Annotated in this window: 24 protein-coding genes and 1 pseudogene; 7 read left to right on the top strand and 18 right to left on the bottom strand. The window is 42.3% G+C overall.

The window, feature by feature from the left end:
• Positions 1-263 precede the first annotated feature (263 nt).
• The 7 genes from parC to ACIGG7_RS15425 form a co-directional block, all read right to left on the bottom strand.
• The gene (gene parC / locus ACIGG7_RS15455; RefSeq protein ID WP_397550192.1) at positions 264-2702 is read right to left on the bottom strand and encodes a DNA topoisomerase IV subunit A; all 2439 of its coding nucleotides are present in this window, start codon (positions 2700-2702) and stop codon (positions 264-266) included.
• Between the two features lie 3 nt (positions 2703-2705).
• Positions 2706-4676: a DNA topoisomerase IV subunit B gene (gene parE / locus ACIGG7_RS15450; RefSeq protein ID WP_397550191.1), complete on the bottom strand. Its 1971-nt coding sequence runs from the start codon at positions 4674-4676 to the stop codon at positions 2706-2708.
• Positions 4677-4957: 281 nt separating this feature from the next.
• Complete coding sequence (locus ACIGG7_RS15445) at positions 4958-5365, bottom strand: CoA-binding protein (protein ID WP_224940734.1); 408 nt, start codon at positions 5363-5365, stop codon at positions 4958-4960.
• A gap of 201 nt (positions 5366-5566) precedes the next feature.
• Positions 5567-6466, bottom strand: a complete 900-nt coding sequence (locus ACIGG7_RS15440; protein WP_224940735.1) for a glycine betaine ABC transporter substrate-binding protein — start codon at positions 6464-6466, stop codon at positions 5567-5569.
• A 23-nt stretch (positions 6467-6489) separates the two neighbouring features.
• Positions 6490-7146 carry an ABC transporter permease gene (locus ACIGG7_RS15435; protein ID WP_224940736.1) on the bottom strand — a complete coding sequence of 219 codons (657 nt, stop codon included), beginning with the start codon at positions 7144-7146 and terminating at the stop codon, positions 6490-6492.
• The gene (locus tag ACIGG7_RS15430; protein WP_397550190.1) at positions 7143-8126 is read right to left on the bottom strand and encodes an ABC transporter ATP-binding protein; all 984 of its coding nucleotides are present in this window, start codon (positions 8124-8126) and stop codon (positions 7143-7145) included. The genes ACIGG7_RS15435 and ACIGG7_RS15430 overlap by 4 nt, the downstream gene beginning before the upstream one ends.
• Positions 8127-8322: 196 nt before the next feature.
• A complete protein-coding gene (locus tag ACIGG7_RS15425; RefSeq protein ID WP_397550189.1) occupies positions 8323-9600 on the bottom strand; it encodes a purine/pyrimidine permease in 1278 nt (425 codons plus the stop codon).
• Positions 9601-9799: 199 nt separating this feature from the next.
• On the opposite strand from ACIGG7_RS15425, the gene plsY reads away from it, so the two are divergent.
• On the top strand, positions 9800-10384 hold the full coding sequence (plsY, locus tag ACIGG7_RS15420; RefSeq protein WP_397550188.1) for a glycerol-3-phosphate 1-O-acyltransferase PlsY: 585 nt from the start codon (positions 9800-9802) through the stop codon (positions 10382-10384).
• A gap of 226 nt (positions 10385-10610) precedes the next feature.
• Positions 10611-11765 carry a CapA family protein gene (locus tag ACIGG7_RS15415; RefSeq protein ID WP_397550187.1) on the top strand — a complete coding sequence of 385 codons (1155 nt, stop codon included), beginning with the start codon at positions 10611-10613 and terminating at the stop codon, positions 11763-11765.
• Positions 11766-11820: 55 nt separating this feature from the next.
• On the opposite strand, the gene ACIGG7_RS15410 is transcribed toward ACIGG7_RS15415, so the two are convergent.
• A complete protein-coding gene (locus ACIGG7_RS15410; protein ID WP_397550186.1) occupies positions 11821-12081 on the bottom strand; it encodes a hypothetical protein in 261 nt (86 codons plus the stop codon).
• Between the two features lie 119 nt (positions 12082-12200).
• On the opposite strand from ACIGG7_RS15410, the gene ACIGG7_RS15405 reads away from it, so the two are divergent.
• Complete coding sequence (locus ACIGG7_RS15405) at positions 12201-12491, top strand: HesB/YadR/YfhF family protein (protein WP_224940741.1); 291 nt, start codon at positions 12201-12203, stop codon at positions 12489-12491.
• Positions 12492-12541: 50 nt separating this feature from the next.
• Here ACIGG7_RS15405 and ACIGG7_RS15400 read toward each other — a convergent pair whose 3' ends face one another.
• From ACIGG7_RS15400 to acnA, 7 genes are all read right to left on the bottom strand, one after another.
• Positions 12542-12847, bottom strand: coding sequence for a hypothetical protein (locus ACIGG7_RS15400; protein WP_397550185.1), 306 nt, complete (start codon positions 12845-12847; stop codon positions 12542-12544).
• Positions 12848-12918: 71 nt separating this feature from the next.
• Positions 12919-13335, bottom strand: coding sequence for an acyl-CoA thioesterase (locus tag ACIGG7_RS15395; protein WP_397550362.1), 417 nt, complete (start codon positions 13333-13335; stop codon positions 12919-12921).
• Between the two features lie 184 nt (positions 13336-13519).
• Positions 13520-13738 (bottom strand): small acid-soluble spore protein Tlp, encoded by a 219-nt coding sequence (gene tlp, locus ACIGG7_RS15390; RefSeq protein WP_224940743.1) that lies wholly within the window; start codon positions 13736-13738, stop codon positions 13520-13522.
• Between the two features lie 76 nt (positions 13739-13814).
• Positions 13815-13958 carry an acid-soluble spore protein N gene (locus tag ACIGG7_RS15385; RefSeq protein WP_044336998.1) on the bottom strand — a complete coding sequence of 48 codons (144 nt, stop codon included), beginning with the start codon at positions 13956-13958 and terminating at the stop codon, positions 13815-13817.
• 103 nt (positions 13959-14061) lie between these two features.
• A complete protein-coding gene (locus ACIGG7_RS15380) occupies positions 14062-14208 on the bottom strand; it encodes an FbpB family small basic protein (RefSeq protein WP_098354592.1) in 147 nt (48 codons plus the stop codon).
• Positions 14209-14372: 164 nt separating this feature from the next.
• Complete coding sequence (locus tag ACIGG7_RS15375) at positions 14373-14960, bottom strand: peroxiredoxin family protein (RefSeq protein ID WP_397550184.1); 588 nt, start codon at positions 14958-14960, stop codon at positions 14373-14375.
• A 145-nt stretch (positions 14961-15105) separates the two neighbouring features.
• The gene (gene acnA, locus ACIGG7_RS15370; protein ID WP_397550183.1) at positions 15106-17817 is read right to left on the bottom strand and encodes an aconitate hydratase AcnA; all 2712 of its coding nucleotides are present in this window, start codon (positions 17815-17817) and stop codon (positions 15106-15108) included.
• Positions 17818-18137: 320 nt separating this feature from the next.
• On the opposite strand from acnA, the gene sspO reads away from it, so the two are divergent.
• Positions 18138-18287, top strand: coding sequence for a small acid-soluble spore protein O (gene sspO / locus ACIGG7_RS15365; RefSeq protein ID WP_224940746.1), 150 nt, complete (start codon positions 18138-18140; stop codon positions 18285-18287).
• Positions 18288-18439: 152 nt separating this feature from the next.
• Here sspO and ACIGG7_RS15360 read toward each other — a convergent pair whose 3' ends face one another.
• Positions 18440-18697 carry a hypothetical protein gene (locus ACIGG7_RS15360; RefSeq protein WP_224940747.1) on the bottom strand — a complete coding sequence of 86 codons (258 nt, stop codon included), beginning with the start codon at positions 18695-18697 and terminating at the stop codon, positions 18440-18442.
• Positions 18698-18812: 115 nt separating this feature from the next.
• Between ACIGG7_RS15360 and ACIGG7_RS15355 the strand changes: the two genes are divergently transcribed.
• Positions 18813-18953: a small acid-soluble spore protein P gene (locus ACIGG7_RS15355; RefSeq protein ID WP_397550361.1), complete on the top strand. Its 141-nt coding sequence runs from the start codon at positions 18813-18815 to the stop codon at positions 18951-18953.
• A gap of 41 nt (positions 18954-18994) precedes the next feature.
• On the opposite strand, the gene selA is transcribed toward ACIGG7_RS15355, so the two are convergent.
• Positions 18995-20407, bottom strand: a complete 1413-nt coding sequence (selA, locus tag ACIGG7_RS15350) for an L-seryl-tRNA(Sec) selenium transferase (protein WP_397550182.1) — start codon at positions 20405-20407, stop codon at positions 18995-18997.
• A gap of 100 nt (positions 20408-20507) precedes the next feature.
• On the opposite strand from selA, the gene ACIGG7_RS15345 reads away from it, so the two are divergent.
• The gene (locus tag ACIGG7_RS15345) at positions 20508-20900 is read left to right on the top strand and encodes an Hsp20/alpha crystallin family protein (protein ID WP_224940749.1); all 393 of its coding nucleotides are present in this window, start codon (positions 20508-20510) and stop codon (positions 20898-20900) included.
• 380 nt (positions 20901-21280) lie between these two features.
• Here ACIGG7_RS15345 and ACIGG7_RS15340 read toward each other — a convergent pair.
• Positions 21281-21469, bottom strand: a pseudogene (locus ACIGG7_RS15340) (Rdx family protein); the annotation flags it as partial.
• Between the two features lie 228 nt (positions 21470-21697).
• Here ACIGG7_RS15340 and selD point away from each other — a divergent pair.
• A complete protein-coding gene (gene selD, locus ACIGG7_RS15335; RefSeq protein ID WP_318246403.1) occupies positions 21698-22750 on the top strand; it encodes a selenide, water dikinase SelD in 1053 nt (350 codons plus the stop codon).
• The last annotated feature ends 24 nt before the right edge of the window (positions 22751-22774 follow it).

Here is a 22774-nt window from a genome sequence, read left to right as displayed (position 1 = left end):
TAATGTTCCCCCCAGTTGTTAAAGTTTATGACAAAAATTGTATGAACCTATGTATGTTTACCCATTCTGACACTGTTATAATCTATCAAAAATAAGATCTTCCATCAACTGAAAAATTCATATTGTTGAAAGAATATTAATTGTTGTACAATATCATTCCGTTATTGTACAACAATTACGAATGAATATGCACGATATATTCATTTAGGGAATGTTGAAATAGAAAAAACGACCAGAAAATATCCTGGTCGTTTTTTTGAAAGCTATTCTTTTGTATCAGGTACTGGAGACTCTGCCCATGTTTCACACACTGAACCGCTATCCCCTTCATCGATGACGAAGGATCCATTTGAGTAGCGGTCATTTGGCCTAAGGTCTGAGACAATTACCTCTTCTGACTTGCCTTTTGTCGTAATCAGTCCCACTTTGTCCGGGTCTTTTACAACTTCTATGCTGACTACCCGATGGGGATTGGATTTTAATTCCCTCAGCATGATGACTCCGCGTTTGGCACGAGATGTCTTCTCGAATTCCGCTAACTTCATTTTCTTCACGGCACCCCGTTGGGTAGCTAAGAATATGAAATCCTTTGCCGGTTCTTTCACGATCTTGCCGGATACAACAAAATCGTCTTCCTTTAGGTTGATCCCTTTTACGCCTGCTGCCCTTGGTCCCACAATGTTTACATCTTCTTCTGAGAACCAAAGTCCGTAGCTTAAATGTGTGGCGATGAATACATCGTGTGTTCCATCTGTTAAGTGAACATCCACCAGCTCATCTTCACCTTTTAGATTGATTCCCACAAGTGGGCGTGAGTATCGTTGTGCTTTGTATTGAGGAAGCTCGGACCGCTTGATCATCCCGTTTTTCGTCACAAAGAGTAAATAATGTGCCGGATCAAATTCCTTGATCGGAATGGCTTTAAGCACTTGTTCATCCCGGTCGATCGGTACGATGTTCCCCACATGCTGACCAAGATCCTTCCAACGGATATCAGGAAGCTCATGGACCGGACAATAGATGTAGTTCCCTTTGTTTGTAAAGACAAGAAGGACATCTGTTGTGTTCATCTCGAATTGTCCAAGCAGCCTGTCTGTTTCTTTCATGGCGAGATCCTGGCCATTTGAGGCAGAATAAGAACGAAGGCTTGTCCGTTTCATGTATCCATCACGGGTAACGGTTACCATCACATCTTCACTGGCAATCAGAACTTCCAGGTTAATCTTAATTTCTTCGATTTTATCTTCAATGCGGGTTCGTCTCTCATCAGCGAATTGCTTTTTGATCGCTTTTAATTCTTTCTTGATGACACTGTAAAGCTTGCTTTCGCTTTCTAAAATCGCCGTCAATTCTGCAATCGTTTTCGCTAATTCTTCCGCTTCGGCCTCGAGTGCTGTGATATCCGTATTAGTTAATCGGTATAGCTGTAAGCTGACGATCGCTTCTGACTGGGCTTCGGTGAATTGAAATTTCTGAATGAGATTGTCTTTAGCATCGCGCTTATCTTTTGAAGCACGGATAGTAGCAATCACCTGATCTAAAATGGAAAGTGCTTTAATCAAGCCATCAACGATATGCTGTCGATCCTTCGCTTTATTCAAGTCGTGTTTTGTCCTGTTGGTTACCACTTCTTTTTGGTGCTCGATGTAGGCATCCAATAGTTCCCGGAGCCCCATCAGTTTAGGGCGACGGTTATGTATAGCGACCATATTGAAGTTGTAGGCGATCTGAAGGTCACTATTTTTGTATAAATAGTTTAACACGCCGTTTGCATCCGCATCCTTCTTTAACTCAATGACGATACGCATTCCATCACGATCCGTTTCATCACGGACTTCTGCGATTCCTTCCACTTTTCGATCAACACGGAATTCATCCATTTTTTTGACGAGATTCGCTTTATTAATTTCATAAGGTATTTCCGTTATGACAATTTGTTGTTTGCTTCCGCGGATATTTTCAATATCTGCTTTACCCCGCACAACGACTTTCCCTTTTCCGGTTTCATAGGCTTTCTTTATGCCATCGACCCCTTGGATGATACCCCCGGTTGGAAAGTCGGGTCCTTTTAGTACCGTCATAAGATCATCGACTGTACTATAAGGCTTATCCATACGCATGATGGCAGCATCAATGACTTCACCGAGGTGATGTGGTGGAATGTCGGTTGCGTACCCGGCCGATATACCGGTAGAACCGTTGACTAAAAGGTTCGGGAACCGAGAGGGTAAGACTGTCGGCTCGCTTGATGTATCATCGAAATTCGGGACAAACTCCACGGTTTTTTTATCAATATCCCTAAGAAGCTCCATTGAAATGGCAGAAAGACGTGCCTCAGTATAACGCATGGCAGCAGGAGGGTCACCATCGACGCTACCGTTGTTACCATGCATTTCAACAAGGAAGTTACGTACCTTCCATGTTTGACTCATCCTAACCATGGCATCATACACGGATGTATCACCATGTGGATGATAGTTACCGATAACATTACCAACGGTTTTAGCCGATTTTCTGAAGCCTTTCTCCTGGGTGTTTCCATCAACATACATGGCGTAAAGAATGCGTCGTTGTACTGGTTTTAACCCGTCGCGTGCATCCGGTAATGCACGCTCCTGAATGATGTATTTACTATAACGGCCAAATCGGTCGCCAAGCACCTCTTCCAGAGGTAAATCCTGATATCTTTCTACAGTTGTCATCTATTACCCCTCCTCTGGCACCGTAATGTTTTCATTTTCCAGAATGCTTCCGTCTTCTTCTAAACCAAAAGCTACATTACTTTCAATCCATTTACGGCGCGGTTCTACTTTGTCACCCATGAGTGTGGTGACACGTCGTTCGGCGCGAGCGGCATCATCAATGCGAACTCGGATCAACGCGCGTGTTTCAGGATCCATCGTCGTTTCCCAAAGCTGGTCAGCGTTCATTTCCCCAAGACCTTTATAGCGCTGGATCATATAGCCTTTTCCAACTTTGGAGATGGCCCCTTGAAGCTCATCATCCGTCCATGCATATTCAAGTTTTTCCTTTTTGCCTGTACCTTTACTTACTTTGTACAGCGGGGGAAGTGCAATATACACTTTTCCTGCTTCTAATAATGGTTTCATATAGCGGTAGAAGAAGGTCAACAGGAGAACCTGTATGTGAGCTCCGTCTGTATCGGCATCGGTCATAATGACAATCTTGTCATAATTGATGTCGTCAACATTGAATTCTGGTCCTACACCGCCTCCGATAGCATGAATGATCGTATTGATTTCCTCGTTTTTAAAGATATCCTGCAGCTTTGCCTTTTCCGTGTTGATGACTTTCCCCCGCAGAGGAAGGATCGCCTGAAATTTACGGTCTCGGCCTTGTTTGGCAGACCCACCTGCTGAATCACCCTCCACTAGATAAAGTTCATTACGTTGTGGATTTCTCGATTGTGCTGGTGTTAATTTTCCTGATAGGACGGTTTCTGAACGCTTTCGTTTCTTTCCGTTCCGGGCATCCTCTCTTGCTTTACGGGCCGCCTCACGTGCCTGAGCCGCTTTAATGGATTTTTTGATAAGAAGGGAGCTTGTATCCGGATTCTCTTCTAAGAAATAGAGTAGATGCTCCGATACGACAGCATCGACAGCGGATCGTGCCTCACTGGTCCCGAGTTTGCCTTTTGTTTGACCCTCGAACTGCAAGAGATGTTCCGGAATCCGGACAGATACGATACTTGCCAATCCTTCCCGGATATCGGTACCTTCCAAGTTTTTGTCTCGATCTTTCAGTATGCCTGCTTTCCGTGCATACTCATTAAAGACTCGGGTCATGGCTGTCTTTGCTCCCGCTTCATGGGTGCCTCCGTCTTTCGTCCGTACGTTATTGACAAAGGAAAGAATATTTTCAGAGAACCCGTCATTGAATTGAAAGGCGAATTCCACTTCGATATCGTGATGATTTCCTTCGAAGAAAGCTACGGTATGAAGCGCATCTTTTTCTTCATTCAGATATTGAACGAATGCCTGAATCCCGCTTTCGAAATGGAAGACTTCTTTCAGGTCATGTCGGTCATCGATGATTTCAATTTTTAACCCTTTTAGGAGGAATGCAGATTCCCTTAGGCGTTCACAGAGCGTTTCATAATTATATGTAACGGTACTGAAGATGCTTGCATCTGGTTTAAAATGAATACAAGTACCGGATTTTTTCGTTTTGCCAATCTTCTCAAGGGTAGTTTCTGGCTTACCCCCATTAGAGAAACGCTGCTCATATTTGATACCGTCCCGTTCAATCGTAACGACAAGCCATTCAGACAAGGCGTTTACAACCGAGGCTCCGACACCATGGAGGCCTCCACTTGTCTTATATCCCCCTTGACCGAATTTCCCCCCTGCATGAAGAACGGTCAAGATGACTTCAGGAGTCGGCTTGCCAAGCTTATGCATACCGGTCGGCATTCCCCGCCCTTTATCTTGGACTGAGATGCTATTATCTTTATGTATCGTAACAATAATCTCATTCCCGAAGCCTGCTAATGCTTCATCGACTGAGTTATCGACAATTTCGTATACTAAGTGATGCAATCCTCTTGAATCGGTAGAGCCTATATACATCCCGGGTCTCTTACGAACGGCTTCTAAGCCTTCTAATACTTGAATGGCATCATCATTGTAATCCATGGTCTTATTCTGGTTGGCCACGAACATTCCCCTTTCAAAACTTCTCTAACCTATTGAATGTTAGTTCTTGTAAGCTATTATTGGTTATGTATCTATTAACTATAACACAAGAACGTTTGTTCGTTTACCTATATTCTTTATTTCCTGAGGTAAACCACTATTGCTTATTGTAGCGTTTTATTTAATTTTCGCAAATGATATTTCCGTGAACGGATCGAATGAACCTTTGTTTTGCCCGGTTTATGCCCGTTGCTTTTCCGATAAAAAAACAAGCGGTAAGAGCCGCTTGTTACGAGTGAGATTTATTTGGTTAAAGCATGTTCAACCTTAATACAGCGATCCATTATGACTGTATACCCACGTTCTTTTAAAAAGCGATAAGCGTCTTCATTCACTACACCCAGCTGAGCCCAAAATACGTTTGAATCGATTTGATCGAATTCTTCCGCTATTTGTGGAAGGAATTCCGATCGGCGGAATACATTGACAATATCTATAGGTCCATCAATCTCTAGGAGTGATGATACTGCTTTTATTCCAAGTACCGAGTCAATTTTAGGATTTACAGGAATGATCTCATAACCCTGATCCTGCATTGCTTTAGATACCATATAAGACGTTCGTTCAGGGTTATCACTTAAACCAATCACTGCTATCCGTTTTGAAGCTTTGAGAATATTTCCAATTTCTGTTCTTGATGGATTTTCCATAGGGTGATTATCACTCCTTCGTTGATAGCAGCCACAACATTGTGACCTGCTTCATAAGTCCTATTCTTCTTTTATATCATATTTCCCTCTAATTTTTCAAAATTTTATAAAATTATCTAGATGAAAAGGAAGTGTCAGGGTGGGACTAAAGGGGTTATTTCCCTTCATTCCACTCCTGACACATCTATGGTCAATCCTATCCTATTTTTCAATTAGTCCTTTTGAAATGAGGAAGTCTCGCGCTACGTCCTTAGGATCTTCTTTATCCATATCCACTTTCGCATTCAACTCGCTCATTTCTTTCTCCGAAATCTTCCCTGCCAGTTCATTCAACACTTTCTCTACTTCAGGGTGTTCTTTCAACACTTCTTGACGAATGATTGGTGCAGCATCATATGGAGGAAAGAATCCTTTATCGTCCTTTGTCGTTTTTAATTTGTACCGTTGGATCCGCCCATCGGTCGTAAAGGCAGGAATGATGTCAACATCTCCATTTTTGACCGCTTCATACATAATATTCGGGTCAAAACTTTCCTTTTCTTTGAATTGGAACCCATACGCTTCAGAGAATGCATCGTATCCGTCCCCTTCACGTTCATAGAACTGGTGAGGTGCACCGAAGCTCAAATCTTTTGAAAGAGGGACAATGTCTGAGAATGTTTTGGCATCAAAGTCCTGATCAGCTGTGTATGCAAGGGTATACGTATTCTCAAAGCCTAATGGCTTTAACCAGGTCACATTGAACTTTTTTTCGTACCCTTTACGGACCTGTGTAAGGATTTCATCCGCTGATGCGCCTTTCTTTGCCTGTTCTTTCAGTACCGCTTCTAAGCCGGTGCCGGTATACTCCACGTACACATCGATGTCGCCTTTTTCAAGGGCGGGTGTAAGGATCGAAACTTCTCCGAGTCCTTCCTCCACTTTTACATCAAGGTCGGTTTTTTCTTTGAGAAGTTCAGCCATCATTTGTGTTAGGATGAATTGCTCTGTCCACATCTTACCTGAAACAGTGATGGTATCTTTTCCCCCTCCATTTCCGCAACCTGCAATCACTACTGATAATATGGTGATGAATATGAATCCTTGTAATTTCTTCTTCATTCGTACTCTCCTTTGGATATGGATTATTTTCTTGCTTTTAAGCCTTTAGGTGTGGTCATTCTTTCAAGAAGCTTTAATACAAAATCAAAACTCAACGCAAGTAAGGCCGCGGGAATGGCTCCTGCGAGGACTAGTGCATTATTCCACGTGGAAAGTCCTCTATAAATAAGGTCCCCAAGTCCACCTGCCCCTACGAATGTCGCAAGTGTGGCAACGCCTACAGTAAGGACGGTAGCGGTCCTGATCCCAGCCATGATAAACGGAAGGGCAAGCGGGAGCTCCACCTTGAATAACAGCTGTGAGTTGGTCATCCCCATGCCCCTTCCTGCCTCAATGACCCCTTCATCCACTCCGATGATGCCTGTATAGGTGTTCCTGAGGATCGGCAGAAGAGCATAAACAGTCAGTGCGATGATGGCTGTAACACTTCCTGTGCTGAAAATAGGAATGAGGAATCCGAACAGGGCCAAACTTGGTATCGTTTGAAAAACAGCAGTGATTCCGATGAAAAATTCTGCCGTCTGTTTTTTACGTGAAATATAAATACCGAGTGGCAGAGATATCGCAATGGCGATGAAAATCGATACAAAGGATAAAAATAGATGTTCCAATAACCCCGTTAAAATCGCATCGGAGCGGTTTGTGATGGTATGGATGAAAAGGATTGAGAATGCATTCATAGTGTGTTCTCCTCCCTATACCCTTCTGAGGCTACTGTACGAAGGATGTCACTGGATGAGATAATCCCGATTTTCCTGTCGTCTTTCATTACCATCAGATAAGGCTTTCCAGTTGTCAGAAGTAAACTTGCTGCTTCTTTGATAGATGAATCAAACGGTATCAATGAATATTCCTCTTCTTCAAGCATCATGTGAAACCCATCCCCATCGTCCCTCATAATGTTCATTACTTGCTTATGGGTCTGATGGTCCTTCAGTCGGTTTTCGCCAATGAATGCCCTAACGAATTCATTGGCAGGATCCATCAATAGTTCTCTGGGTGTTGCCATCTGTTCGATTTCACCGTCCCGCATGACAGCAATCTCATCCGCTATCTTTAACGCTTCATCAATATCGTGAGTGACAAACACAATCGTTTTATGTATGGTATTTTGGATGCTTTTCAGTTCATCCTGCAGCTGCTCCCTGCTAATCGGGTCCAGGGCGCTGAATGGTTCATCCATCAATATGATCGGTGGTTCAGCTGCAAGGGCGCGTATGACGCCAACACGCTGCTGCTGTCCGCCGCTCAGTTCAAGGGGATACCTATTCTTATATATGTCTGGTTCCAAACCAACAAGATTAAGCAGCTCGTCCACACGACCTTCATACTCTTCCTTTTTCCACCCTTTTAGACGGGGTATGAGACTGATGTTTTCTTCAATCGTCATATGTGGGAGAAGTCCGATGCGCTGTATCACATAACCTATGTTTCTTCTGAGTTCCACTTCATCCGTATCTGAAATGTCTTTCCCGTCAATAAGAATCTTTCCCCCTGAAGGAGCAATAAGTTTATTGATCATCTTCATAGTCGTCGTTTTACCGCATCCGCTCGGACCAATCAAGGCAACTAGCTTTCCTTTGGGAATCGTTAAGTTGATTCCCTTAATGGCTTTCGTACCATCTTCGTAGACCTTTGTTACATTTTGAAATTCAATCATTTTTCCACCTGCTTTATGAACTGAGAAATTTTCCTAAACATAGAAGGGATACCCTCATTATACAAAAGGTAAACATGTTGTAAATGAATCTGCATTTGTATGATATAGTCTGTGATGAATGTGAAGTAGGCATACAGCATACGAATAAAAGATTTCTTTAACTGCAGAAAAAAACCAGCAAAGCATTCTTTGCTGGTTACGTTCTATGTTTCTTCAGTATAAACTGTTCTACTAAGATGCCCGTGATAGTACCCAGTATCAATCCGTTATTCAATATAGATGCAATGACGACAGGCATTTCCTTGAAGGCAGTGGCCGGAACAAACATCGCCCCCACTCCCACAATCAGTGAGATACCTGCAACAAAATGAATTCTTTCTACGTCTTCTTCTTTTCGATATTCAGAAAGGGCAAGTCCGACCATCTTGATGAAGATGACCGTTGTTACTGCATATCCAACAGGAGCAGGAAGACTGGCGAATATGTTCATGATCTTAGGGATCAAGCTGATAACCATGATGATTCCGCTGCCAATGATAAATGGAATGATCGAATACATTTTTGTTGCAGCAACAAATCCGGCAGAACCTGAAATAGGAACAGACCCAATGGCAGAAAACACTCCTCCTAATAACTGATTAAGACCTGAAGCAAATCCGCTCTTTGTATACCGTTCATAAGTAGGCTGGCCTTTCGCTTTCAACAATTCTTCCATCACCCGGATGGAAGCGATCATATTGGTGGTCAAGAGGAACGTGATGAATACTGAGGTCACGATGACTCCAGTATCAAATACGGGTGCTCCGAAAACAAAGACATGGGGTAAAGAAAACCAGCTGTCTGAAACAGAGGCACTCTTACCAAGTCCCATTATGATAAAGATAAGCCATCCCGTAATCATGGCAAGAATGATCGAATATTGTTGAATCCATTTCCGCTTGTGATTGGAAAAGTATAAAGCAGCCAGGATAGTGAGAACACTTCCGAGGAGGATGAGCGGCTCCATGGATTGCCCTTCATGCTGGATTCCGAACATCCCTTTGATAAAAGACCCGCTTAATTGCAATATCAACAGCATCAGATAAACGAATGTAATCGCCGGAGTAAATAAGGAAGATAGCTTCTTTAAAAGCCCTGTGGCAGAAAGAATGAAGAATATCACTCCACTGACGATCATCCCTCCCTGAAGAACGGATAGTACTTCTTTATGACTGCTATAAAGAGTCCCCGCAAATCCTGCATAAATGGCAAATACTCCCCACCACAATCCGGCAGGTCCTTCGTTGATCGGCAGTTTATGCCCAAATAGAGCCTGAATGAGGCTCGCTGCCCCTAAAACGAATATCGTCCGCTGAATAAATCCAGCAGTATCCGCCGTTGACAGCTGAAATAAGTCCGCAATCGCAATGGGGGCAGCGATTGATCCCGCCACCATAAAGGCGACCCATTGGAGAGCTGATAAAACGATTTGCATGTATGTACACCTTCATTTCAACAATATAAAGTGTGTCCATTTTAACATACTTCCGTTCATTAGATGATGGTCAGTAAGGAATTTTATGTAATGTTATCTAGTTTTAAGAACAGGTACTAATTATTTCTCTTAATTTCTCCCCTTTAAAGGGAAAACATGTTAAAATAAGAGCGGAATAGTTATTTTCAAAGGAGCAGTGATGATGATTTTTGCCCTTATTCTCATACTTTCGTATTTATTAGGTTCCATTCCATCAGGTTTGTTGATTGGTAAGACGTTCTATGGCAAAGATATCCGTGAACATGGGAGCGGCAACCTTGGTGGCACAAACACATTCAGAACCCTTGGCGTGAAAGCCGGAATGGTCGTGACCATCATGGATATTCTAAAGGGAACGCTTGCCACCCTGTTGCCATTGATGCTCTCAAGTGATGTACACATGCTATTGGCTGGTGTCTTTGCCGTCATTGGTCATATGTATCCTGTTTTCGCAAACTTCAGGGGAGGAAAGGCTGTAGCTACATCTGCAGGTGTTCTTTTAGGTTATAATTACATCTTATTTATAATCTTGCTTGCCGTCTTCTTTCTTTGCTTGTATTTGACGAAGTATGTGTCTCTTTCCTCGATGATAGCAGCGGTCCTTGCTTTTACGTATTCAGTCTTTACTGGGGACATTCCCCTGATCATCGTTGTAGGAATCCTGACCATTTTTGTCGTTTACAGACACAGGGCCAATATTGTACGGATCAAAAATAAGACCGAACCTAAAATTAAATGGCTCTAACTAAAAAGCGACCTTAGCAACAGGCAGCCCACTTGGTTGTCCCGCTGCAATGGTGGCTTTTTTTTTGTTGCCTGAAAAAGGTATGGCTCATCCTGCATTTGTGTAAGATGATGAGGAAACGTAGGACATTCAATGAGAATATTCCTCAAAATTCTCCAAATAGCTACCCTTTTCCCCCTGTTTTTTTGTAAAATGAACGTAGTGCCCTAAATAAAGGATGATGAATATGAAAAAGCGTATAATGATAGGGATGATCGTCTGCATTTCTTTGGTATTACTGAGCGGTTTTATCATGACAAGCCAGTATTCCGATTGGAGGACATCTTCCAAAGAGGATAAGTTTACTTCAATCCTGCATACGACCAGGGAGGTTGAAGCATCAGGGAAATCGATCAAAACGACTGCTTCCCTTGCTGCCATTGGTGACATCCTCATTCATGATACCGTTTATAAAGATGCCAAAAATCAATCTGGATATAATTTCACCCCTATGTTTTCTCCCGTTAAAGAGATGCTATCTTCCCCTGATTTCCTGATTGCCAACCAGGAATCAACCCCGGGTGGTGTGGAATTGGGTGTTTCGAGCTATCCGCTTTTTAACAGTCCGAAAGAAATTGTTAAATCTCTTCAGGATGTTGGAGTGGATGTAGTGACCACAGCTAACAACCATTCATTGGATCAGGGTGAAAAGGGTCTTCTGAGCGCGATTGACTATTACGGGAAAATCTCCATGCCCTATGTAGGGGCTTTTAAAAGCCGTGAAGACCAAAATCGGATACGAACTTTTAATGTGAATGGAATCAAATTTGCCCTTCTTTCATATACATATGGGACGAATGGAATCCCTGTCCCTGAGGGAAAAGAGTATCTAGTCAATTTAATTGATGAACAAAAAATGATCAAGGAAATCCAGAAGGCTAAAGAAATGGATATCGATCTGGTGGTAATGAGCCTGCATTGGGGAAATGAATATCAACGATACCCTTCTGAGGAACAGCAAAGGCTGGCAAAGGTGTTGACGGATAATGGGGTTGATATCATATTTGGCCACCACCCTCATGTTCTGCAGCCAATCCAAACGTATAAAACGAGTGATGGAAGGAATGCTGTTGTTGTGTATTCACTTGGGAATTTTCTTTCAGGTCAGAAGGATGACTATAAAGATATCGGGGGAATGGTAACGGTTCAGGTTGAGAAAGCGATGAATCCCGCAGGTTCGACCATTTCGTTTCCATCCATTCAATTCCAGCCGACGTTTGTGTCAGAGAATCATTATAGAAACTACAGGATCTACCCTCTCGATTTTGCAAGCAAAAATGGCATGATAGCCTACACGGAAAATGACATGGTTTCACATATGGTGAACGGTTTGCCGGAATGAGCGAAACCATTTTATTGATGTAAAAAAACGAGCTTCCCTTTTAGGAAGCTCGTTTTTAATGACCACCGAATATGAATGAATTGAAGAATATGCCTGCAAGAGCAAACACGGCCAACAACGCATTAACCAATAAGAAGGTCTTACGGGTGCCCTTGAAGAATAGGGTAACCATCCCGTAATATATGAGAGCAGCCACAACAATGAAAACGCCTGCTTCCATTTGATACTTCATGTCGTGCAATTGTAAAAGAGTCAATACAATTAGACCGGCAAAAATAAATGCACCTATGTAATAGAGTAGTGCTTGTGTTTTCATCACGCTCATCCTTTTTGCGTATTAGTAGATGTTCAGTCTTACAATGTATATAATATGAAATGAAACCTGCTTTGTCCAGAAACGCTCTGGAAATACCTGTAGAGAAAGGAGTCTCATCAATGAACATACATATTTCAAAAGAAGCTCTTACTTGGTTTAAAAACGAAATGCTTGTAGAGGAAGGTGAACAAGTTCGTTTTTACGTAAGGTACGGGGGTTCCAGTCCTCTGCATGATGGTTTTTCATTAGGAGTGAACAAAGACGAACCCGTGGTTCTTGGCAAACGTATCGAAATTGAAAATCGGGAGTTTTTTATCGAAGAGAGAGATTTATGGTACTTTGATGGTCATGATTTATACGTTGAGTACGACCAAAATCTTCAAGAACCATCTTACGAATATAAAAAGTAAGAAAGAAATGGCTGGCCTTCGCCAGCCATTTTGCATTCACGAAAATACCGCTATCCTTTAACAAAACGTGAAATATGATCATGAAGACCTTCTTTTAAAAGGATGTCATATTGGGTATCCCCTAATAGATCAAAATGGGGGAAGCCGTCATCCCTTTGATGGATCCATTCCTTCTTCAAGCCATACTTCTCTCCCCACCGGGATAATGCAGCGATGTCTGAGCAGCCAACTTTTGTTACAGAACGTGCATTGGGAAAGCGTTCATCCAGCCAGAAGTGTGTCAGAAAGGCAATCTCACCCTTCATTACTTGCTGTTTCCATTCTTTTAGTTCTACTTTTGTTAGTCCGAATGCCATGGCGTTTTCCTTTCCAATTTATTTTCTGAGGAAATCCAGGGAAAAGGTTTAATCGAAGAAGTTAACCCGAATTACTTTTTTGCCTTTTCATACGCATCATGCCAATGAGGAAACATTTTTCTTATTGAAATAGGACGGAAATTCTCCTGTTTGACGCACACATGTTTCGATTGTCCAGTGATGGCCAGTTCGTTTTTTCCATTATAGATTTCATATGCATATGTAATGCGGAGTCCATCGTACTCTTCAATCCATGTTTTAATAAATGCTTTTTCTCCATAGCGAACGGGTGATTTATAGCTGACATTCAAATCGATGACTGGGGAGAGAATTCCTTCTTTCTCGATATCAGCATATCTAAATCCTAGGTCTTCAATAAGTTTTGTACGACCTAGTTCCATCCAAACAAGGTAATTTGCATGATAGACAACGCCCATTTGATCGGTTTCGGCATATCTTACTTCTATGGTTTTCTCTGAAATCTGCATCATTACACCCTCTTTATCTAATCAGTATCCTGTCCATTTTATCATAGTTGCGTCAGGCATAGAATTAATTGGCTTCGGAGGATAAGGCTCCTAATTAGCGAAATGAGATGTTGATGAAAAATAATAAAATGACCCGGATAGAAAGGCAACTATTCCTTTAGCCTTTCTGTCCGGGCTGTTCCCTTTATTGCTTCGACTCGTCCTTGATTTCGCTGCGAAACGCCTGAAGGCTCTCTCTGCGACGTTCGTTCTTAGCCTGAATGGATTGAAGCTGCTCTTCGCTATCCGTACAAGCCATTGATTCCTCTGCTCGATCTATATTCTCGATTGTATGCTGAACCATACCTTGAAGCTTCTCAACATTATCACTACGATCATCCGGATTCGGTTTATTCCATGCCATTCTAACATTCCTCCCATCAATGATGAGGGACGGACCTCTAAGGTCAATCCCTCTTTACCTCTTATAAAGGTAAGCGTTATTCACCCTTCGTTTGGATGACTTGTGCATGCTTCCCTGATTTATCCTGCATTTGCTTTCCTTTGTTGCCTCCAGCGGCTCTTGATTGCGTACCGATATGATTCGGTGCAAAATGATTCGGACTTCCCTTTGAGTTACTCATCAACTTCCCCCCTTACTAGTATGATTACCAAATTCGGAAGGATGAATAGGCGTAATAATTGGCAGTAATAAAGGAAAGCAAAAAAAATAAGCCTCGTAATTTCTTACTCGGCTTTGCCTATAGGGCGCTTAATCTCAAGTCTTGCATCGATACGTTCTTCAATGGCATCAATAGCATCCTGATCCAATAGGAGTTGTTGTTTGTTTTCTTTCACAAGATCCGCAAATGATTTTTTCCTTGGTCTGCGCATGTCGATCCCCTCGCTCTCTCATGTGTTTGTATAAATAGTATATCCAAATGTCAGATATTTTAAACAAAGGTCACATTTGGAGCGATTGATGGGTGTCTGTGGCTGTTCAAGTCATTATTTCTTGTACGTCTGTGGCATCATCTCACTGTATGAAGGTCCGTCCCTTACTTAATCAGGGACTTAAGGGTATCGATGTCGGTGATGGCTCCTATTTGCTTATGGGTGATGATGCCTTGTTCGTTGATGATATACGTAGTTGGGACAGTCAGGATGTCGTAGGCATTGTTGATTTTATCATCTGTGTCCAATAGGATGGGGAATGTCAGACCCAGTGATGCTTGGTATTCTTTAACGTTATATTGCGGATCGATGTTGATGGCGAGTATTTCAACGTCCTTGCCGTATTTATCATAAAACTCCTGCAGGACAGGCATCTCTTCTTTGCAAGGAGGGCACCAGGTAGCCCAGAAATTCACAATCACTTTCTTCCCTTTCAATTCAGATAATGTCTTGGCTTCCCCACTCAACGTCTTTAGCTTAAAATCAATGGCCGCATCTCCCACATTCGGGCCGGAATCGTTTTCAACAGGAGTGGCTTCTGCAGTCTCTCCCTCTTCAATATCGATCAATTGGTTATAGGTTTCACTTTGTTGAAACGTGTTCTTAGTGAAGGAATTCGGAGAGGATTTATTCTCTATATAGAATGAAAAGACTAATAAAGTGACAAGCAAAATGCCAAAAATGGATTTCAAAAGAGTGTCTCCCTTCCTAAAACGGATATTTACTATCATCTTATGAAGGCTTGTCTTTCTTTAGTCATGGATTTTACGAGTTGAAGGAGGGAACGTGGATGATGATTAAAAAAAGCCCCGGGATAAACCGGGGCTTTAAAGCATCTTATGCTTGTAATTTATTACGAAGAACCATTTGAAGAATACCACCATGACGGTAGTAGTCTACCTCTACTTCAGAATCGAAACGAGCCAGTACTTCGAATTCTGTTTTTGAACCATCTTCAGCTACAGCTGAAACAGTTAGGATATCACGAGGTTTTACATCGTTGGTCACATTGACAGAAATTGTTTCCTTACCTGTCAATCCTAATGATTCTGCGCTGTCACCCTTCTTGAATTGAAGTGGAAGAACACCCATCATCACAAGGTTCGAACGGTGAATACGCTCATAGCTTTCAGCGATAACCGTCTTGATACCAAGAAGATTCGTACCTTTCGCTGCCCAGTCACGAGAAGATCCCATACCGTAATCTTTACCTGCAAGAACAACTAACCCAGTACCATCTTGTTGATACTTCATGCACGCATCATACATTGGCATTACTTCATTTTCAGGCCAATAAGTAGTGAAGCCACCCTCTGTACCAGGAGCAATTTGGTTACGGATACGGATGTTTGCAAACGTACCACGCATCATCACTTCATGGTTACCACGACGTGAACCGTAAGAGTTAAAGTCACGAGGTTCTACATTATTCGCACGAAGATATTTCCCTGCTGGTGTATCCTTTCCGATGGCACCTGCTGGTGAAATATGGTCGGTTGTAACAGAATCTCCAAATTTACCAACAACGCGAAGACCGCTTAACCCTTGGATGTCCTCAGGTGTAGTCGCTAGTCCTGTAAAGAACGTTGGATTTTGGATGTAAGTTGATGTTTCATCAAAGCTGTAAAGTGGTTCGTTACTTGTTTTGATTTCATTCCAGCGCTCGTTTTCAGAGAAGACATGCTCATATTCTTTGCGGAACAATTCAGGTGTAACGGTTGATTTAACAGCATCCTTCACTTCATCTTGTGATGGCCAGATATCTTTGAAGAATACATCATTACCATCTTTATCTTTACCTAAAGAATCTTTTTGAAGATCGATGTCCACAGTACCTGCCAATGCATATGCAACAACAAGCGGTGGTGAAGCAAGGTAATTTGCTTTTACTAGTGGATGGATACGTCCTTCAAAGTTACGGTTACCTGACAGTACGGACGTCAATAGTAAGTCAGCTTCTGATACAGCCTTCTCGATTTCTGGACGAAGTGGACCAGAGTTACCGATACACGTTGTACAGCCGTAACCTACCAAGTTAAATCCGATATCTTCAAGATAAGACAGTAAACCTGAATCTCTTAAGTAACCAGTTACCACTTTAGAACCTGGAGCAAGGGATGTTTTAACGTAATCTGGAACATTCATTCCAAGTTCCACTGCTTTTTTCGCAACTAAGCCGGCACCTAACATAACGTATGGGTTAGATGTGTTGGTACATGAAGTAATGGCAGCGATTCCGATCGCACCTGTTGGCATCACAACATCTTTTCCATCTTCTGTAGTGTACTTGGCAGTTTTGTTAATTTCAGAAGCATCCAGACCGAAACCTTGCACGCCTTCTTTAGCCGTAATCGATTTATGGAAAGCTTCTTTCATATCAGAAAGTGGGATTAAATCTTGTGGACGTTTTGGTCCTGAAAGATTTGGTTCCACTGCTGAAAGGTCAATTTCCACTACGTCAGTGTATGTTGGCTCTTCTTTTTCAGGTGTGAAGAACATGTCATTTTTCTTTAAGTACTCTTCAACCATGTTGATATGTGCCTCTTCACGTCCAGTCAGACGCAGATAATCAAGTGATTCTGAATCAACCGGGAAGAAACCACACGTTGCACCGTATTCCGGAGCCATGTTGGCAATCGTTGCACGGTCGGCAAGTGGTAATGTTGCTACACCCGTACCGAAGTACTCGACGAATTTCCCTACTACACCTTTTTGACGTAATACCTGTGTTACTTTAAGGGCAAGGTCTGTTGCAGTCGCTCCGTTAGGAAGCTCACCAGTCAGTTTTACCCCGATAACTTCAGGAATAGGGAAGTAAGAAGGCTGACCAAGCATTCCTGCTTCTGCTTCAATACCACCTACACCCCATCCAAGTACACCGATACCATTGATCATAGTTGTATGAGAATCCGTACCAACCAATGTATCCGGATATGCTTCAAAATCACCTTCTGTTGTTTCAATAGCGTGAACGACGTTTGCCAGGTATTCTAAGTTTACTTGGTGAACGATCCCTGTTGCCGGTGGAACAGCACGATAATTTTCAAATGCCTTCTGTGCCCAGCTAAGGAATTGATAACGCTCTGCGTTACGTTCAAACTCAAGGTCCATATTGGCTTGTAATGCATTCGCTGTACCGTATTTGTCAACCTGTACAGAGTGGTCGATAACAAGATCAACCGGGATTTCCGGATTGATTTTTTGAGGATCTCCACCGATATCCGCCATTGCTTTACGTAGAGACGCTAAGTCCACTACCGCAGGGACTCCAGTGAAATCCTGAAGGATAACACGTGAAGGCTTGAATGGAACTTCTGCATCCTTCACTTCAGTGGATCCCCAGTTTGCTAAGTTTTCAACATGTTCTTTGTTAATGACACGTCCGTCAAATTGACGAAGTACAGACTCCAAGAGTACCTTTACGCTGTAAGGTAAACGGTTAATTTTTGTTACTCCTGCTTCTTCAAGCGCTTTTAAACGATAATAATGATAACGTTTTCCTTCTAGTTCGAAAGAAGATCGTGCATTAAATACATCGTTCTTTGCCATTTCGATTCCCCCTCTAAACTACATCACACAATAAGTCGAAAAGTTTTCGTTCTAAACGAACTTTTCTCACATTTACATCTTAATACAAGCGATTACATAAGTAAATAACAATAAAGTTATTGTTTTTGATAAGTTTTACTTATCTAAATGATTAAACTCCTTTGGGTTTCTAGAGAAATATTGGTATAACAACATTTTTCACCTTGTCAAATCGTGTCAGATTTCAATTAATATTATTTTGAAAAAATAAATCTGTTAGCCTTTTCCTTTAATAGGGAGCCTTGTTAAGTGGCATTCTATCTACATGGAGGTGTTCTACATTGGCAAAACGTAAATCAAATCATGTTATGAACGGAATGAATGCAGCGAAATCACAAGGCCAGGGTGCCGGATACAATGAAGAGTATTCCAATGAACCACTGACTGCAGCACAACGTCAGTTTAATAAAAAACGAAAAACAAACCAGTAACTGGTAAGGCTGAACATGTCAGTCAAGCAGAAATGGGCCGAGATGTTCTCCAACCCTACCTCTTTTCCCCTACCCGCTTATGGAAAGAATAAAACCCACTTTGCTGAATATTCAACAAGGTGGGTTTTATAGTAGCCATAAGCGGGTTGAATCTATTGTTCATTTACTTCATTCACAATAGAAGACAAGTCGGATTTGAATTGCTGAAGTTGGGCACGTTGAGTATCCGAAGCCACTTCAAGTGCATTTTCGATTTGTTGATAGGCCTCATTCACTTCATTTTTGAGATGAGCCAGTTGTGAGCCGTAGCTTGCTCCATCAAGTACAAGCTCATTGACCGTATTCTGTACTTCCGTCACGCTCTGTTCAGCCGCTTGAAACGCCTGCTGCTTGTTTTTATGGTAAGGCATGATTGATCTCTCCTTAATCAGAAATTAGCTTTTTTAGTATAGCCAAACACGATTGTATCCATACGTGTGAATAATTCATTCATTAAAAAAGCATTCTAAATGATAGGAGGGATGAATCATGAACAAAAATGATGGCAAAGATATGCGTAAAAATGCTCCAAAACAATCGGGACAGCCTGAGCCTTTGAGTGGATCACATAAAGTAAAGAATCGTAACCATTCCCGTCAAAAAAATAATAGTCACCACGATATGTAATCTATACATGAGGGAGAGCAGCTTTCAGCCTGCTCTCCCTTTTATCTGGTTTCTTGTATGTTATGTAGCGCATGGATGATTTCTGTCATTTCCTTCTGGGAGACTGTCCGTAAATCAAAAAGGACGGCATCCTCTTGAATCCTTGTCAAAATAGAGGGGCTTCCCTTTCGAAGCTTCGCGTGTATGTCTTGTGAGGAAAGAGCAGGATGACTGACGGAAACGATATATGTGTCCAATTCAACCTCAGGCATCGTCCCCCCTCCGACCTGGCTCTTTCCTTCTGTTATGATTGTTGTGAAACCATTCTGCAGTGCTATTATACCGCCAGCAAAGTTCTTGGATTGAATCAGGATGTCTTCTTTGGTTCGCGTGATGGATTCAATGGTTGGATTTTTTTCTTTTTCTTCTCCCTTGATGTAGTGCAATAGCGTCATTTCAAGCGCTGCGAGAGTCATTTTATCGACACGTAGCACGCGGGCAAGCTGATGCTTCTTCAGGTGGTCGATCCACTGCTTTCTTCCAGCAATGATTCCTGCCTGTGGCCCTCCTAATAATTTGTCCCCACTGAATGAGACGAGGTCTGCCCCAGTATGCAGGACTGTCTTGACCACCGGCTCATGTCCGATTCCCAACTGTCTAAAGTCATAAAGTGCCCCGCTTCCCAAGTCTTCATAATAAAGGACATGGGAATGTTTTTTTGATAATGAAGCAAGTTCCTCTGTTGAAACGGAGGAAGTAAAACCTTTGATGATGAAATTGCTCTGATGGACCTTCATTACCAAGCTCGTTTCTTCGTTCACCGCTTCTTCATAGTCTCTTAGATGGGTTTTATTCGTCGTGCCTACTTCGTGTAGGATAGCCCCACTTTCTTCCATGATAGAAGAGATACGGAATGATCCTCCAATCTCCACCAGTTCTCCTCTAGAAACAATTACTTCTTTATCTTTGGAAAGAGCAGAAAGGATAAGAAAAACGGCTGCAGCATTATTATTGACAACCATTGCCGCTTCGGCACCTGTTAACTCACAGATGAATTTCTCCGCATGGGAATGTCTCGATCCCCTGTTCCCTTCCTCAATGTCATACTCGAGATTGCTGTAGTGACAAGTTGTAGTTATGACATGTTCCATTGCTTCCTTCCCTAATCTTGCCCGTCCCAGATTGGTATGTAAAATGGTACCTGTGGCGTTTATGATCCTACTAAGCGACAAGGAATAGGAGTCATGCATCATGGTTTCAGTTCGGTCAAAAACCTCATGAACGAATTGGTCAGAAGTTGGATCAGGCCCTTCCCACTCATTGTTCAAAATGGAAGTACGACATAATGAAATCACCTTTTTCAGCAGGTCCGTCCCTTTTTCCCAGGAAAGGTTGTGATGCTGAAGGAAAGTGCGGAATTGTTCGGTTTGCTGCAGTTCATGAATAGGTGGTATGTGTCGGGCGAGATGGTTCATGGTTAATCCCCCTATTTTCTTTTTCCTCATTATAACACCCTCACCATTTAAATTAGAACGAATACAATATGTAAAAGACGTAGTTGGGGGTCAGGTGTAAATGAGTAAGGATAAGGGGGATTTCTATTTAGAGAACTGGGAGGAGGGTATGAAGGATTGGTTATTGGATCCTGCAACGGTTCAATTGGATGAACAGGAATTCCGAGTAGACTTTCTTGACACGACGGAATCGTTCATCGTGGAAATCGAGACTGAAAATATTTGTCCGGAGGAATTGATCATAAAGAAAAAGGATACTCAATTATTGGTATCGATCATGCTGAAGGATGAAAGTAAAATTAGAAAACGATCCATTCGATTTCCTTTTTGCTTAAAGCAACGAGCCATCACCTATTCCATTGAGCATCATACAATTGAAATCAACGTTCCTAAAAAAGAATGTTCCACCCCTTCATCCTTCGTCATTCGAGTTCAAGGTTTGTCGAATGACTAAAGATCCTTCATTTATATGCCCGTTTTCGTAAATATTGTTACTTTTGAACAAGCGAGAGGTGGTTGATTTCCGCTCCAGGTGCTCGCTTTCCGCGGGGCTGGCGGTGAGCCTCCTCGGGCTTTGCCCTGTGGGGTCTCACCTGTCCAGCGTTTCCCGCAGGAGTCGAGCACCTTCCGCTTCAATCAACTGTACAAGCATAAATGTTTCAGTAATAATACTTTAAATGTCGGGATAACTTACACCAACTTTAGTAGTTGCAGTGATCAATTATAGTTAATAGTACTAATACAGTTCCCTTCACCCTCAGGCACACACTCAATGACAGAGCAACTGCAGGATCACAGGCTGTGAAAAAATAATAACAATCTTTGCGGATAGAGTTATTTATGAAGTTCAATGATCGTTATGATCTGGTTGACATCAGGGAAAACGCCTGTGTCCAGTTTGGAATAAATCTTATCTTCCCCCACTGTAATTTCGAATGCGCCCCCAGAAGACGGCACTAACTTCAATTGTCCAATGTCGGACCTAAAATGATTGAACAGCTGTTCCGCGAAACTCGCGGCTTTAGGTGCGTAGTTTCACATCATGCAAAATTCAATGGTCAACATGATTTTGTTCATCAGAATCCTCCTCCATATCATGTGAATGCGTTTGCTATTATAGTTCATTCTATAGGATGGAAAATGTGCGTGCAAATATTCATCACTTTGTAAAAGTTCTTTGCGCTTCTCCTTTGCCCGATTGCATTTTTTTCCTGTACAATAAGACTATTCATACATAAAGGGGTGAAGTAGATGAGCAAGGAAGAAATTATCCGATTAACAGAACTTTCTTCAAAAGCTGGCTGAGGGTGCAAACTTAGTCCAAGTGACCTGACGCAAGTGTTGCGTCAGCTACCCCCTCAACCATACACTAAGGAATTATTGGTAGGAAGCGAATCATCTGACGATGGAGGCATCTTTCAACTGACAGCCGATCTTGCCATGGTACAAACCGTTGATTATTTCACCCCGATTGTGGATGATCCTTTCCAATTCGGACAAATTGCTGCTGCTAACGCGTTAAGTGATGTGTACGCAATGGGTGGTACTCCCAAAACCGTCTTAAATATTGTAGGCTTCCCCATTAAAAAGCTAGGGGGAAAAATACTTGCCGAAATTCTATCAGGAGCACAAAGCAAAGTGATAGAAGCCGGTGCAGTGACAGTTGGTGGTCATTCCATCGACGATCAAGAACCCAAGTTCGGACTGAGTGTTACGGGTATCGTTCATCCTGAAAGATACTGGACCAATAATGGTGCTCAAGAAGGAGACATACTAGTTTTGACGAAACCCTTGGGTGTAGGGATCATGACGACAGGCATCAAGCGTCAGGTTGTAACTCACGACCAAGAAATGTCCGTCATCCAGGTCATGAGCATGTTAAATAAAAAGGCTGCAGAAGTATTGCAAGAATTCAGTCCGAATGCCGTAACCGATGTGACAGGCTTCGGCTTAATGGGACATGCTTATGAAATGGCAAAAGGAAGTAACCTATCGCTTGAATTCTCCTATGCCTCTATCCCCCTTTTAGAAGGGACGAAAGAATTGGCTGATCAAGGTATCATTCCTGGAGGATCGAAAGCGAACCACAAATGGCTACAAGAAAAGGTCAACTATGATCCTGATCTTACTCAGGAAGAACAATGGATTCTCTGTGATGCCATCACTTCAGGTGGATTGCTTATCAGTTTGCCTGCTTCTCAAGGTGAAAGATATCTTGAAGAACTAAATAAGCACGCCATCACAGCCAGTATAATCGGTCGCGTCAAACCGAAACAAAATTGGAGTATCTCGGTGAAAAAATAAACGGTGAATCCTTAGGATTCACCG

Source organism: Rossellomorea sp. NPDC077527 (assembly GCF_044542955.1).
Taxonomy (GTDB): Bacteria; Bacillota; Bacilli; order Bacillales; family Bacillaceae_B; genus Rossellomorea; species Rossellomorea aquimaris_E.
Note: the sequence above shows the minus strand (reverse complement) of the source record. Positions and strands in the feature narration are given on the sequence as shown.

Bases quoted from the DNA above. Each gene is read 5' to 3' on its own strand.
- parC (WP_397550192.1), bottom strand. From the start codon at position 2,702: ATGACAACTGTAGAAAGATATCAGGATTTACCTCTGGAAGAGGTGCTT.
- ACIGG7_RS15445 (WP_224940734.1), bottom strand. From the start codon at position 5,365: ATGGAAAATCCATCAAGAACAGAAATTGGAAATATTCTCAAAGCTTCA.
- ACIGG7_RS15440 (WP_224940735.1), bottom strand. From the start codon at position 6,466: ATGAAGAAGAAATTACAAGGATTCATATTCATCACCATATTATCAGTA.
- ACIGG7_RS15435 (WP_224940736.1), bottom strand. From the start codon at position 7,146: ATGAATGCATTCTCAATCCTTTTCATCCATACCATCACAAACCGCTCC.
- ACIGG7_RS15430 (WP_397550190.1), bottom strand. From the start codon at position 8,126: ATGATTGAATTTCAAAATGTAACAAAGGTCTACGAAGATGGTACGAAA.
- ACIGG7_RS15425 (WP_397550189.1), bottom strand. From the start codon at position 9,600: ATGCAAATCGTTTTATCAGCTCTCCAATGGGTCGCCTTTATGGTGGCG.
- plsY (WP_397550188.1), top strand. From the start codon at position 9,800: ATGATGATTTTTGCCCTTATTCTCATACTTTCGTATTTATTAGGTTCC.
- ACIGG7_RS15415 (WP_397550187.1), top strand. From the start codon at position 10,611: ATGAAAAAGCGTATAATGATAGGGATGATCGTCTGCATTTCTTTGGTA.
- ACIGG7_RS15410 (WP_397550186.1), bottom strand. From the start codon at position 12,081: ATGAAAACACAAGCACTACTCTATTACATAGGTGCATTTATTTTTGCC.
- ACIGG7_RS15405 (WP_224940741.1), top strand. From the start codon at position 12,201: ATGAACATACATATTTCAAAAGAAGCTCTTACTTGGTTTAAAAACGAA.
- ACIGG7_RS15400 (WP_397550185.1), bottom strand. From the start codon at position 12,847: ATGGCATTCGGACTAACAAAAGTAGAACTAAAAGAATGGAAACAGCAA.
- ACIGG7_RS15395 (WP_397550362.1), bottom strand. From the start codon at position 13,335: ATGCAGATTTCAGAGAAAACCATAGAAGTAAGATATGCCGAAACCGAT.
- tlp (WP_224940743.1), bottom strand. From the start codon at position 13,738: ATGGCATGGAATAAACCGAATCCGGATGATCGTAGTGATAATGTTGAG.
- ACIGG7_RS15385 (WP_044336998.1), bottom strand. From the start codon at position 13,958: ATGAGTAACTCAAAGGGAAGTCCGAATCATTTTGCACCGAATCATATC.
- ACIGG7_RS15380 (WP_098354592.1), bottom strand. From the start codon at position 14,208: ATGCGCAGACCAAGGAAAAAATCATTTGCGGATCTTGTGAAAGAAAAC.
- acnA (WP_397550183.1), bottom strand. From the start codon at position 17,817: ATGGCAAAGAACGATGTATTTAATGCACGATCTTCTTTCGAACTAGAA.
- ACIGG7_RS15360 (WP_224940747.1), bottom strand. From the start codon at position 18,697: ATGCCTTACCATAAAAACAAGCAGCAGGCGTTTCAAGCGGCTGAACAG.
- selA (WP_397550182.1), bottom strand. From the start codon at position 20,407: ATGAACCATCTCGCCCGACACATACCACCTATTCATGAACTGCAGCAA.
- ACIGG7_RS15345 (WP_224940749.1), top strand. From the start codon at position 20,508: ATGAGTAAGGATAAGGGGGATTTCTATTTAGAGAACTGGGAGGAGGGT.